Source organism: Microcoleus sp. PH2017_09_SFU_O_A, from assembly GCF_020738625.1.
GTDB lineage: Bacteria > Cyanobacteriota > Cyanobacteriia > Cyanobacteriales > Microcoleaceae > Microcoleus.
On record NZ_JAEQCF010000054.1, the window covers coordinates 19,903 to 33,681 of the forward strand.

The following is a 13,779-nucleotide window of genomic DNA, read 5'->3' on the forward strand; positions in this document are numbered from 1 at the left end:
ATAAAAGAAGATGATCTAGTCCTAAAATAGAAAGAGATGTGAATTCACCAGAAAGGGTAAATATATGAGTTTTACAATCCAAAATGCTTTGATTCCGGTTGAGAGTGGTTATGAAACCGCAGACGTGCAAGTGGCCGATAATTGCATAAGTGCGATCGCCCAAAATTTAGCTCCTACAGAAACAGCAATCGATGGCAAAAATAAGCTGCTGCTGCCCGGTTTTGTCAACGCGCACACGCACTCTTCTGAAATGTGGCAGCGCGGGATTATTCCGCCTTTACCGCTGGAGTTGTGGATTGGCGAACTGTACGATTTTACGCCTCTCGATCCGGAACAAGTTTACTTGAGTGCCTTGGGAACTGCGGTAGAAACATTGCTCTCGGGCGGCACAAGCGTAGTCGATCATTTAGTTTTGATTCCGGGGCAAGAATTAGAGACAATTGCTGCGGCAGTTCGCGCTTATCAAGAAATCGGCATCCGCGCTTTTATCGGGCCGTTAATTCAAGATGAATCCCTGACAGCGGGAATGCCTGCGGGCGAGAGTGGCATCGAGCACGCGGCTTACATTCGCTCGACAAATGCAACTTTGGAACTCATGGAAGCAGCTATCAAACAGTTTCACTATCCAGAAAAAGGTGTTAATATATTGCTGGCACCGACGGGAATTCAACTGTGTTCTGATGCTTTGTTTGAAGGCTGCATCGATTTGGGCGATCGCTACAATCTTTGCCTGCACGCCCACCTCTTAGAAACGCCCGCTCAAAAACAGTTAGCTCGCGAAAAATACGGCTGTAGCGCTGTCGAACATTTGCAACAAATCGGTTATTTAAGTCCGCGCACTTCCTTAGCGCACTGCGTGTGGCTGGACGATTCTGATATTGCAATTATGGCAGAAACCCAATCGACAGTCGTACACAATCCCCTCAGCAACCTGCGGCTGGGAAGCGGGATTGCACCGATTTTGAAATACCGCAAAGCCGGAGTAAACGTATCTTTTGGCTGCGACGGCGCCGCTAGCAACGACTCTCAAGATTTGCTGGAAGCGATTAAAATGGGTTCAATTCTGCACAATATTACGGATTTGGATTACCGCCACTGGATTACACCGCGCCAGTCTGTAGAAATGGCATCGCTGGGCGGAGCAAAAGGCTTGAATCTGGGCGATAAAATGGGTTCGCTAACTGTCGGCAAAAAAGCCGATTTAGTGCTGTACGATTTAACCAGTTTATCATTGTTGCCGCGCACCGATCCGATTGGTTTGCTAATTTTGGGACGCCCGACAAATACGGTAGATAGCGTTTGGGTAAACGGCAAACAAATTGTCGCTGAAGGTAAGGTGAAAACCATTGATGTTGATGGTTTGAGGCGGCAATTATTCGATCGCAGCGAGTGGAGTAGCAAGCGCCAATCGCCGATGGTGGGCGAGATTGAATCGCACTACCGCCAAGTGATGAAATTGCCACTCGGCGGTTGAAACCGCGACTAGACAGACAAAACCCGAGGAGGCGGGTTGAAGAAAGACTCGGCGGTTGAAACCGCGACTATACAGACAAAACCCGCCTCCGCGGGTTCAAGAAAGTCAGGTTTGCAGTGCGAACGTTACAGTATGATATTAGATTGTGGTGTTTGCGAAAAATTGATGATTAAACTGCACAAATGGCGGCGGATACTGGCTTTAATAGTTGTTTTTGCGATCGCCCTTACCTCCGCCGCAATTTTCTCCCCCCGAATGGAAGCTCAAACTGCACCCAAAACCCCAACCACCGAATTGCGCGGCATCTGGCTGACTAATATTGACAGCGACGTTATTTTCTCCCGCAACAACATCATTGACGCTGTAAATCGACTGGACAAACTCAACTTTAACACCATTTATCCTACGGTTTGGCAAGGAGGCTATACGCTTTATCCCAGCGCTGTAGCCAAACGAGTATTCGGAAAGTCGATCGACCCATCACCAGGATTGCAAGACCGAGACATTCTCAAAGAAATTATAGCACAATCCCACAAAAAAAGTATAGCAGTAATCCCGTGGTTTGAGTTTGGTTTCATGGCTCCCGCCGAATCGGAATTAGCCAGACTTCACCCTGACTGGCTGGCGACGCGACGCGACGGTTCAACTATTTGGAAAGAAGGCACGCACGATCGAGTTTGGCTGAATCCTTTTCATCCGGAAGTTCAGAAATTTATCTTAGATTTAATCTTAGAAATCGTCGATAATTACGATCTAGATGGCATTCAATTTGACGACCATTTCGGTTTGCCCGTAGAGTTTGGCTACGAGCCGCAAACAGTGTTAATGTATGAAAAACAAATCAAAAGTCCTCCCTCCAATGACGCCCGCGAAACCTTCTGGATCCGCTGGCGCGCCGACAAAATCAACGACTTCATGGGGCAAATTTCCCGCGCCATCAAATCCCGCAAACAAAAATGTATTATTAGTTTATCTCCCAATCCCTTGCACTTTGCTTTACCCGCCCACTTGCAGGACTGGTTTACCTGGGAAAGACGCGGTTACATCGAAGAACTTATAGTACAGGTGTATCGCAGCGATATCAAGCGTTTTAATGCCGAACTGGAACGGGAAGAAGTCAAACTCGCCAAAAAGCACATTCCAACTGCGATCGGTATTTTAACAGGTTTGAAAAACAGTTCTATTCCGCTGTCACAAATTCAAGAGCAAGTGCAAGCAGTCCGAAAGAGAAATTTTGCAGGGGTTTCCTTCTTTTTCTATGAAAGCTTGTCAAATTGGGCCAGCGAAACTCCCGAACAGCGAAATTCTGCCCTGCAAGAATTCTTTCCCACAAAGATGCAACGCCCGCCTGTTTAAAACCGTTCGTAGTGAGGACTTCAGTCCTTCTTCTTCTTCGTTCGTAGTGAGGACTTCAGTCCTTCTTCTTCTTCGTTCGTAGTGAGGACTTCAGTCCTTCTTCTTAAGATTATTAAGGACTAAAGTCCTCACTACGAACCTTGAAAATAGATATAATGTTTAACACTAAATTAATTTACCGCATTTGTATTCTTAATTTATGTCTGATTGCTATCCTTGCTGCAATCGGCTACCTGACTCCCCGAAAGTGGGAACAATCCTCGCAAAAAAATTGCACAGTTAGCGTACAAGTTTCTAACCAAGGCATCCACACCGAAATCATCGTTCCAGTTAAAAATCAATACTTTGACTGGAATCAATATTTACCAATTACACAAATAGGACGAGAGGCAAATTATGATTATAAATATTTGTCTTTTGGCTGGGGAGATCGAGCTTTTATGCTGGAAAGTCCCACCTCAGCAACCATCAACCCAGTTATAGCTTTCAATGCTCTATTTCTCCCTACTCCGTCTACCCTCCACGTTCAAGGTTATCGAGTTTTTCCTCAAGATATAGAAACCAAATGTGTTAAAATTAGTGGGAAAAATTATCGGAGGCTGGTAAATTTCCTTAAAAATACATTCCAATTAGACGCAGCAGGTAATAAAATAAAAATCAGCTACGGCTACTACAACACTGACAGTTTTTATGAAGCAAAAGGCAGTTACTCTATTTTGAGAACTTGCAATGACTGGACGGCTGAAGCTTTGCGAGAAGCTGAGATTGATACTCCTTTGTGGTCAACTCTATCGTCATCGATTATGTTTCATTTAAATAGCGGTTGTGAAGGTATTTAAACAGTTGACAGTTGACAGTTGACAGTTGACAGCAGTCAATTACCAATTCCCAATTCCCAATTCCCAATTCCCAATTCCCAATTCCCAATTCCCCAATTCCCCAATTCCCAAATATTATGAATGTAATTCCAGCGATCGACCTTTTGGACGGAAAATGCGTCAGACTCTATCAGGGAGACTACGCCAAGTCCCAAACTTTTAACGAAAATCCCGTCGAAGTCGCCAGACAGTGGGTAAATGAAGGCGCCACAATGCTGCATTTGGTAGACCTCGATGGGGCAAAAGCAGGTCATCCTGTAAACTTAGCAGCTATTGAGGCGATCGTCCGCGCAGTAGACGTTCCCTGTCAATTAGGAGGCGGAATGCGCGATCGCCCTTCTGTCGCGGCAATTCTCAAATTAGGCGTTCAGCGCGCCATTCTCGGCACTGTCGCCGTCGAACAACCGCAATTAGTCGGTGAATTGTGTGCCGAATTTCCAGGTCAAATTCTCGTCGGAATCGATGCCAGAAACGGTAAAGTTGCGACTAGAGGCTGGCTGGAAACTTCCGAAGTTTTAGCGACAGAATTGGCGCAAAAAATGGCAGAATTAGGGGCGGCTGAAATTATTTACACCGACATTCACCGCGACGGCACCATGGAAGGGCCGAATTTGGAATCTTTGCGGGAAATTGCTAGCGCCATCTCGATTCCGGTGATTGCTTCCGGCGGCGTCAGTTCGATCGCAGATTTGTTAAGTTTGTTGGCTTTGGAACCAATTGGTGTCAAAAGTGCGATCGTTGGTAGAGCAATTTATACCGGCGATATCATGCTAAAAGAAGCAATTCAAGCAGTAGGACAAGGAAGATGGCAGGATGTTCCCCCAGATTTGGGTTCTTCAAGTTTTGCTTGATACAGCAAATTCCACATTTATGAAGTACACCCGCCTATCGCTCAATCCCCGTAGGGACACGGCAATGCCCATTAGTGTCAACTTAACGTCAAACCCATTCAGAGACTATTGTTTGACGATTAAAGCCAGATCCCCCCTAACCCCCCTTAAGAAGGGGGGGACAGGAGTCTTCTCAAAGTCCCCCTTCTTAAGGGGGATTTAGGGGGATCTGGACTCAGGTAAAAACGAGACTTATCAAGGGTTGTAGTCATAAGTTGACACCTATGGGCACGGCGCCGTGTCCCTACTACACTTCATAAATTCAATCATCAATCAGCGTAGAATCATCTTTATTACCATCACATCACTCATGTTTGTGAACCATACAATTACAGCTTTCAGTTCAGGGATAGCACCGCTAATTGCTCCCATACCTTTGCTAGCAACAGTCGATCCCGAAAATTCGCCGATCGTCCTCAGCGGAGTTTTGCTCAGTTTAGTAGTGATTTATATCGCCAGTAAATTCGGCGCAGAAGTAGCGAGAAACTTCGATTTACCGCCCGTATTGGGTGAATTGGTAGCAGGGGTAATTGTCGGGGTGTCTGCTTTACACCTGATCGTTTTTTCCGAAAGCGGGCTGTCAGCTTCAGACTCCGGGATTATGAGTGTTCTACAATCGCTCAACCATCTATCCCCTGCCGCCCTTACCAGTGTCTTTGAGTCGCAGAGTGAAATCATTTCTGTGCTGGGCGAATTAGGCGTAATTATTCTGCTGTTTGAAATTGGCTTAGAGTCCGATCTCAATCAACTAAAACAAGTCGGAGTTCAAGCCGTCGTTGTCGCCTGTGTAGGCGTGGCTGTTCCCTTTGCCGCAGGTACTGTTGGCTTGATGGTAATTTTCCACACTCCAGCAATTCCGGCAATTTTTGCAGGTGCGGCTTTGACAGCAACCAGCATCGGAATTACCTCGAAAGTGTTGTCTGATTTAGGACAACTGACATCTAAAGAAGGTCAAATTATTGTCGGTGCGGCAGTGATTGATGATGTGCTGGGAATTATTGTCCTAGCTGTTGTCGCTAGCTTAGCTAAAACTGGTGAAATTGATGTTGTTAATGTCATCTATTTGATTGTCAGCGCCACTGTATTTCTGTTAGGTTCGATTCTGTTGGGCGGTGTCTTCGACAAAACCTTCTCGGCGGTGGTGGGCCAACTCAAAACTCGCGGCAATATTATTATCCCGGCCTTTATTTTCGCCTTATTCATGGCATTTCTGGGCAACGCAATTCATCTGGAAGCGATTTTGGGTGCGTTTGCGGCTGGTTTGGTGTTGGATAAAAGCGATGCGCGCACAGAGTTGGATGAATTGGTGAAACCCATCTCAGATGTCATTGTCCCCATCTTTTTTGTGACAGTGGGAGCTAGGGCCGATTTGCGAGTTTTGAACCCAGCAGTGCCGGATAATCGGGCGGGCCTTTTGATTGCGGCTTTCTTGATTGTGGTGGCGATTATTGGCAAAATTGTTACAGGTTGGGTGGTGTTTGGTGTGCCCGGAATCAATCGATTGGCGATCGGAGTTGGGATGATTCCTCGGGGCGAAGTCGGTTTGGTTTTTGCCGGAATTGGTTCGGCGAGTGGGGTGTTGGATAAGCCGTTGGAAGTCTCGATTATTATCATGGTGATTCTGACGACTTTCTTGGCTCCGCCTTTTCTGCGGATTGCTTTTGGCGATTCAGTAGTACCTCCTGGTACGGGGGAACCCGCGAGCAAACAAATCGTTTGATTGATGAGGGAATTTGAGTTTGGGCGATCGGCTGATTGAAAAATACAATTAGACATCTGGTATAATTCTTGTGCAACAGGCCGGAAAGCCTGTTCGAGATTAGTTTTTCGCCAGATATCTAATGTCGATCGTCCAATTTTATTCAGCAGCGTAACTTCTAAGAGAGGTTAAACAATGCCCCGCCTATCTTCTACTCTATTTTTTGCTTTCTTATTGCTATTTCCCACTGCCACAATTGCTCAAATCATCCCCGATCGCACTTTAGCAACTGAAAACTCCCGCACAGTCTCCGACAGCATCAATAACCTACCATCAGACCGCATAGAAGGCGGTGCAAGTCGCGGTTCTAGCTTATTTCACAGTTTCCGCGAATTCAACGTCGGTGAAGGTAGAGGCGCATATTTTGCCAATCCTAACGGCATTGCTAACATTTTTACCCGCGTCACAGGTAGCAATTCTTCCAATATTTTAGGAACATTAGGAGTACAAGGAAACGCCAACTTATTCTTACTCAATCCGAAAGGAATTATCTTCGGCCCCAATGCTCGATTAGATTTACGCGGCTCATTTATCGGTTCAACCGCTGATAGTATTGTTTTTAATAACGGCTTTGAATTTAGCAGCGCGAACCCCAGCGCCGTGCCGTTATTAGCGATTAATATTCCTGTGGGCTTGAGATTTCGAGACAATCCCGGTACAATTGTCAACACTTCCCAAGCAATTGGCCCAACACCAAGCTTACCACCACTACCGATAGAGGTTCCTGTTTCTAACAAACTTGGTTTAGCCGTAGACCCCGGTCAAACTTTAGCCTTAATTGGTGGAGACATTCAACTAAACGGCGGCAATTTAACAGCTTATACCGGACAAATATTATTAGGAAGTGTGAAAACTCCAGGTTTAGTGCAATTTGAACCAACAGCTTTAGGTCTGAATTTAAACTACAGCAATATTCAGAACTTTGGCAACATTGAAATGAACGGTGCATTGATAAATACCAGCGGATTAGGCGGTGGAAAAATTGACATCAGAGGTTCTAATGTCACCGTCAGTAGTTCAGGAATTTATAGCCTAACACTCGGAAATCTTGATGGCAGAAGTATTGATATTAATGCCCAAAACTTGCGAGTAGATAAAGGGTCGCAAATTCTCAGCGCCACACTCGGAGATGGGAAGGGGAACAATTTAAACATCCACGCTACTGACTCAGTAGAAATGAGCGGGCTGGGAATTGAAGGCTATCAGCGGGTTTATAGCCAATATCTAGCCTCTGGAGCGTTCAACCCTTTTGACCCGCAAATTATGCTGAGTGCTGGTACTGCTGGTAGTGGAGCCGCTGGAAATATTAACATTGACACTCCTCGGCTGCTGCTGCGCGATGGGGCACTGGGCGGTACCAGTACCTTTACTGCTGCAAATGCCGGAAATCTGAATATCCGTGCTAACACCGTCGAATTGATCGGTTCAGTGCTCAACAGCGGCACAACTCGTGGAAGTACCGGCCAAGGCGGAAGTATCACTGTTGACGCACAACGGTTAATCATGCGCGATGGAGCCAGTCTGATCGGCATCAGCCGTAGTGATGGAGCATCGGGGAATATCGCGATTAAAACGAATGAATCTGTAGAATTGTCGGGGAGTCTGGGTGGAGGTACGGGGCAAACTACTCTGGCTACTAGCTCTTTCGATGGAAAGGGGAAAGCTGGGGATATTACGATCGACACTAAGCGGCTGACTGTTTCTAATGGAGCTGTAATTACTTTATCGACGGGTACGATTATTGGTGAAAATGTGTTTTCTACCGGTGGGGGGCCAGGAGGAACTTTAACTATCAGAGCTTCAGACTCGATCGAAGTGAGCGGCGTGTCTGGAGTTTTGACAGGGGGGAATGCGGGCTTCGCACCGAGTGTTCTTGGCACTCAAACTACAAGCTCTGGCCGGGGTGGAGATATCCGCCTCTCTACGCCTGTACTCACTGTGCGGGATGGGGGCATTATTACTGCGGCTTCTTTGAGTGCAGCAGATGCGGGAGATATTACAATTAATGCCGATCGCACAGAAGTCCAAGGCAGTGGGAATAACGGTCGGTTCAGCAGTAGAATTGAGGCTTCGGCTGGCAGGGCGTTTAGTTTTGTCAATCCCAACGCTACGGGGAATGCGGGCTCGTTGAATCTGAATGTTAATCAATTGATTATTAGGGATGGGGCAACGGTCAATGTGGCAAGTATTGGATCGGGACGCGCTGGCAATATCAACGTTGTTGCTGATGCGATCGCCCTGGATAACAAAGCCAGCATTGATGGTACAACCGTATCTGGTACTGGGGCAAATATTAATCTGCGATCGCGATCCATCCAGTTGCGGCGCAATAGCAGAATTACCACCGATGCAGGTAATTCTGATGGCGGCAACATCAGAATTAATAGCGATATTTTGTTAGCCCTCCCGCGAGAAAATAGTGATATTACAGCCAATGCTCGCACAGCCAGGGGCGGACAAGTTGCGGTGAATGTCCCGAATATATTTGGTTTTACGAGCATTAATCGCGAAGCAGCTAGAAGCACTTTAGGATTGACTGATGCTGAATTTGCTAACTTACAAGTGAATCCAACTTCTTTAATTCCCACTAGCGACATCGCGGCTATTTCGCAACAGGCTGGCCCGGCTTTGCAAGGGGCAGTAACGTTTAGCACTTCTGGTGTCAATCCGGCTCAAGGATTGGTAGAATTGCCACAAAATGTTATCTCTCCAGAGGCGTTAATTGTAGCTAATCCTTGCACTCAAGGGGCGGGAAGTGAGTTTACTATTACTGGTAAAGGAGGAATACCTGCGAACCCAAATGATTTGCTCAGCAGCGATTCTACCCTGTTTAGTTGGGTGGAACCGGCCGTCGGTAGCAGTCAGAATCTACAGGGTACAAAAGCAGAAATAGAAATTCAGCCCCAGCCAGTGATTCCCGCTCAAGGTTGGGTGATAAATGCTGATGGACAAGTAACGCTTGTAGCATACAATCAAATGGCTCAAGTTCCGCAGCGATCGAAGCCTGCTTTGCCTGTTTGCCGGGAGCGCTGAAATCCGGTTGATAGCAACTGTAGGGCGTTGATTAAAATAAAGTTTTTAACCATAACATCAAAGGAGACGGCAGTGCCGTGTCCCTACCCCAAAATAATATTGTAGGGACACGGCATTGCCGTGTCCCCACAAATCTCACCAGAAATTAACCAGGTTTGCGATTAAGCACAAGTGCATTGAAATTGTATAGTCAAGTTTAAGAAAAGTCTTGTGGGGTGGGCCAGAAAGCCCGCCCCAAAAATACAATTTAGATGCCCAACAGCTTACTTAACAAACAGCATTTCTTGATAAGTAGGAAGCGGCCACAAATCATCAGCCACTTCAGCTTCCAAAGCATCAGCATACTGACGAACCTCATCCATCAAAGGACGAATGGTTTGCGAAGCATACTGCATATGCTCTTCAGTTGTAGCAAAATCGTGCTTGCTCAAAGCATCACTCAACTTGCTCGCAGTATCCATCATCGACTTAACCAGCGTCGCGACTTGTTGAGCAGTTGCCTTTTCTAATTCAATGCCAATCTCTTTCAAGCCAGCAATTGTGTTAGAAAGATCCGACAAATATCTCACCGCTGCCGGATAAATCATTGTTTTGGAAATGCTGCCGACCAATTTTGCTTCGACTTCAATAGCCAGTATATACTGCTCTGCATACACATCAAAACGGCTTTCCAATTCAACCGGAGTGAGAACACCTGTCTTTTCAAACAAGTCCTCAATGTATTCTGCCTTCAATACGGGCAAAGCATCAGCGGTAGTCCGCAAGTTAGCTAAACCGCGTTCTTCAACGGCCATTTTGTGCCATTCTTCAGAATAGCCGTTGCCGCCAAATACCACAGCGCCGTGCTCGTCCATCACTTCTTTCAAGAGTGTTTGGATGGCAGCATTCAAGTCAGTTCCGTTGGTCAAAGCGCTTTCTAATTTGTTAGCAACCCAGTCCAAAGAATCTGCGAGAATTGTATTCATCGCGACCAGCGGGCCGGAAACAGATTGACCCGAACCTACTGCGCGGAATTCAAAGCGGTTTCCAGTAAAGGCAAAGGGCGAAGTCCGGTTTCTGTCGCCGGCATCTTTGACGAAAACAGGCAGTGTTTCTACGCCTAAATTCATGATTCCGCGACCTTGGGAATCCTTAATACCCCCCTTGCTAATTTGATCGAAGATATCTTCTAATTGGGATCCCAAATAGACAGAGATAATTGCTGGCGGAGCTTCATTGGCGCCCAAGCGGTGGTCGTTGCTAGCAGTTGCAACTACGGCGCGCAACAAGGGGCCGTATTTGTGAACGCCGCGAATTACAGCGCCGCAGAAAACTAGGAACTGTATGTTGGAGTGTGGTGTATCGCCTGGATCTAATAAGTTGCCTTGGGTGGCGTTACCGACTGACCAGTTGACGTGTTTGCCGGAACCGTTGATTCCTGCGAAAGGCTTCTCGTGCAGCAAGCACATAAAACCATGTTTCTTCGCGGTGTTGCGGAGAATTGTCATGGTTAATTGTTGGTGGTCGCTGGCGACGTTTGCTGCTTCAAAAAAGGGTGCAATTTCAAACTGACCTGGTGCTACTTCGTTGTGGCGAGTTTTGGCAGGAATTCCCAGGCGGTACATTCTTTCTTCTACTTCTTGCATGAAGACTTGAACGCGCTCTGGAATTGCTCCAAAATAGTGGTCGTCAAATTGCTGACCTTTGGCAGGAGGCTTGCCAAACAGGGTGCGACCTGCTAATAACAAATCGGGGCGGCTGTTGGCGAAGTTGGAATCGATCAGGAAGTATTCTTGCTCGGCACCGCAACTGGAATTTACGGGAGCGACTTCGGTATTTCCTAGCAGTTTTAAGACTCTGGTTGCTGCTTTGTTCATGGCAGCAATGGAGCGCAAAAGCGGGGTTTTCTTGTCTAGGGCTTCACCTGTCCAGGAGATGAAAACAGTGGGAATGCACAATGTCATGCCGTTGTCTGTTTCCATGACATAGGCGGGGCTGGTGACATCCCAGGCTGTGTATCCGCGAGCTGCTGCGGTGGAGCGAATGCCACCGTTGGGGAAGGATGAACCGTCGGGTTCGCCTTGTACTAGCAGTTTACCTGCAAATTCTGAGATGACGGAGCCGTCGCTTTGGACGGAGATGAAACCGTCGTGTTTTTCGGCGGTGCTATTTGTTAGTGGATAGAATACGTGGGCGTAGTAGAGGGCTCCTTTGGAAATAGCCCAATCTTTCATTGCTACTGCAACTACATCGGCTACGGAAGGATCGAGTGTTGTACCTGTTTGAATGGTATTTTTGACTGATTTAAAAATGCTTTTGGGCAGGCTTTCTTGCATTTTGCTCAGACTAAACACGTCTGTTGCCCACATTTCTTCTAACCGCTTGGGAGGCTTTGCAGGAGTTATTTGGCGGTTGACGATTTGAGAAATTGCTTGAATGCGCGATTCGTTTCCACTCATGGTTATTTTTATGCGAATTAAGGACGAGTAGCTGTGAAAAAATATAGGTTAGTGCAATTCTAACCGTTGACGAATATGTTGGATTTACCAACATTTTTAGTCTGACCTAACTTTTTGGAGAATGCCTTGTTTGGCTGGCTCTCAAAGATTGGAGGAGCGAGGCGGAATCTCTTCGCCGTCGGTGTTGGTGAGAATCCGGTGTTCCATAGATGCGGTTGGATTTCGATTATTAGCAAGCAAATAGATGACTGGAGACTGTACTAATTTGAGTCAACATCGTAGATGTCGGCGCTGCACAGATTTGCTGGCTAATTTTCACCCTGGTAAGCTCAAAAATTTTGTGCGAGTTAATTCCTATGAATTCTGGTCAAAACTACTTATGGTTTTTAATGGTTCGACGATCGATAAATCGCTGTCCACCAAACAACGCACTTGTTTAGGGTTTTGGGGAATTATGGAGAGTACACAATCTACACTTGGAAATTGTAAACAATCATTAAGAAAATAAATGTATCGTAGGCTACAGAATTTTAGTTTTTTTTCCAAGGTGGCGATCGCCCGATCGCACATAACGGCAGAATTTGAGTTGTAGGGTGTGTCAGCAGCGGGTTATTTTGTCAATAATTGAGAGTTCAAAGCTGACGCACCCTACTAGCTACTAGCTCATTTCATGTCCGTTGAATTGCGCGCGAGCTAATTTTGTCGCGTGGTGGGGGCGGGTTTATGAGATTGTTGGTTTGAGCCATAAATTGTTGGTTAACCCGCCCCTACAAGCATTTTGATTCATTCACTGGATCAGATATCAATTATCGAATAAACTTCACTTATTCTTTGCTTTCGCGGCCCGAGACTCGATTGTAAATCCGGGAATATCTTGTAATTCTGTGGCGCTCAAACTGTACTGTTCGCAAACCAAACTTAAGCGAGTCCCGCTACTTTTTACGGCGTTGACTGAGTGTGTCAAATCTCCTTGAAAATAGATCAGTGAATTGACTTGTGGCTTAATCTGTCCGACTTGCTGTTTGTTGCGCCGGAGTATCAATTCTCCGCCTTGCAAATTTGGGGGAACTTGTACGTACAAAACGCTGACGGCGGCGGGAGGTTCAACCGTTTTGCAGTACGATCGCAAAGATCGATCGATATGCGGATCGACGCGGGAACCTTCGCCTAGAAGCAGGGGATTGAGGTAAAAAGCGTTGCATTCCGGCTGTAATGCTTGGTCTAGATAGGGTTTGAACAACGGGAATCGGCGCTCGACTTCGGCGATTTGAGCGCGCCCAAATACCACGGAAAAGCCTTTTGTGCCGATGAAATCGCGGTTGAGGTTGTTGGTTGCAAAGTAAGGTGAGGCGAGAATTGCTCCTCGTAAGTCGTTGAGATAGTCGATCGAGAAAGCGTTAGGATGTTGGCTGTAGTATTTCAAGGCGCTCAAAAATCATCAAACTATTCGGTAAGTGAGAAACTCAGAGTCTTTAGACCTGAGAGGGAAACAACCCGGGCGGTTTCAACCGCCTTGAATCTTTCTTGCCATTACCGCCTTGGAGTTGCTTGGTTTGGTGTACTTTTGTAATGCACTTTCAACGGGACAGTTACCGTTTCAAACCTTGCAACCCTGTACGCATAATGTTTGCTCTTGTGGAGCCTCCCTTGCGGGGTAATGTTCGCCTCGCCAATGTTATAAGGGCTTGTTGGGCTAGCAGCACTGTTTCAGTGACCTTAAAACTGTTTAACCACTAGCGACAGAGCAGGAGACTGGCGTCGCATCCACAGGGTGTCGTGACCCAAATAACGTAGTCAGTGAAGACTTAGGCTGGTCAGAATGGCTTACTTGATTTCTCTTGCAAGCCCAATCTCTGGTTGAGTCGAGGGGGGATATTATTCCCCGCCCCTCTCAGTTAGAACCGGACGTGCGATTGTCGGGTAAGAGAGCATACGTCGCCGTATCTCCCTC

At 46.6% G+C, this 13,779-nt stretch carries 8 protein-coding genes; 6 read left to right on the forward strand and 2 right to left on the reverse strand.

The window, feature by feature from the left end; genetic code table 11:
- The first annotated feature begins 64 nt into the window (after positions 1 to 64).
- The 6 genes from JGK16_RS20355 (at position 65) to JGK16_RS20380 (ending at position 9,390) form a co-directional block, all read left to right on the forward strand.
- Positions 65 to 1,474 carry an amidohydrolase gene (locus JGK16_RS20355; protein WP_293192067.1) on the forward strand — a complete coding sequence of 470 codons (1,410 nt, stop codon included), beginning with the start codon at positions 65 to 67 and terminating at the stop codon, positions 1,472 to 1,474.
- A 165-nt stretch (positions 1,475 to 1,639) separates the two neighbouring features.
- Entirely contained in the window at positions 1,640 to 2,830 is a 1,191-nt protein-coding gene (locus JGK16_RS20360; RefSeq protein ID WP_293176904.1) for a glycoside hydrolase family 10 protein, read from the forward strand.
- Positions 2,831 to 2,985: 155 nt separating this feature from the next.
- Positions 2,986 to 3,669 carry a TIGR02117 family protein gene (locus JGK16_RS20365; RefSeq protein ID WP_293176906.1) on the forward strand — a complete coding sequence of 228 codons (684 nt, stop codon included), beginning with the start codon at positions 2,986 to 2,988 and terminating at the stop codon, positions 3,667 to 3,669.
- A 116-nt stretch (positions 3,670 to 3,785) separates the two neighbouring features.
- Positions 3,786 to 4,559, forward strand: coding sequence for a 1-(5-phosphoribosyl)-5-[(5-phosphoribosylamino)methylideneamino]imidazole-4-carboxamide isomerase (gene hisA / locus JGK16_RS20370; RefSeq protein WP_293176908.1), 774 nt, complete (start codon positions 3,786 to 3,788; stop codon positions 4,557 to 4,559).
- A 349-nt stretch (positions 4,560 to 4,908) separates the two neighbouring features.
- Positions 4,909 to 6,318: a cation:proton antiporter gene (locus JGK16_RS20375; protein WP_293176910.1), complete on the forward strand. Its 1,410-nt coding sequence runs from the start codon at positions 4,909 to 4,911 to the stop codon at positions 6,316 to 6,318.
- Between the two features lie 174 nt (positions 6,319 to 6,492).
- Positions 6,493 to 9,390 (forward strand): S-layer family protein, encoded by a 2,898-nt coding sequence (locus tag JGK16_RS20380; protein ID WP_293192065.1) that lies wholly within the window; start codon positions 6,493 to 6,495, stop codon positions 9,388 to 9,390.
- 263 nt (positions 9,391 to 9,653) lie between these two features.
- Here JGK16_RS20380 and JGK16_RS20385 read toward each other — a convergent pair whose 3' ends face one another.
- Positions 9,654 to 11,828 (reverse strand): glutamine synthetase III, encoded by a 2,175-nt coding sequence (locus tag JGK16_RS20385; RefSeq protein WP_293192063.1) that lies wholly within the window; start codon positions 11,826 to 11,828, stop codon positions 9,654 to 9,656.
- 820 nt (positions 11,829 to 12,648) lie between these two features.
- Positions 12,649 to 13,260, reverse strand: a complete 612-nt coding sequence (locus tag JGK16_RS20390) for a 2OG-Fe(II) oxygenase (protein WP_293176916.1) — start codon at positions 13,258 to 13,260, stop codon at positions 12,649 to 12,651.
- Positions 13,261 to 13,779: the final 519 nt, after the last annotated feature.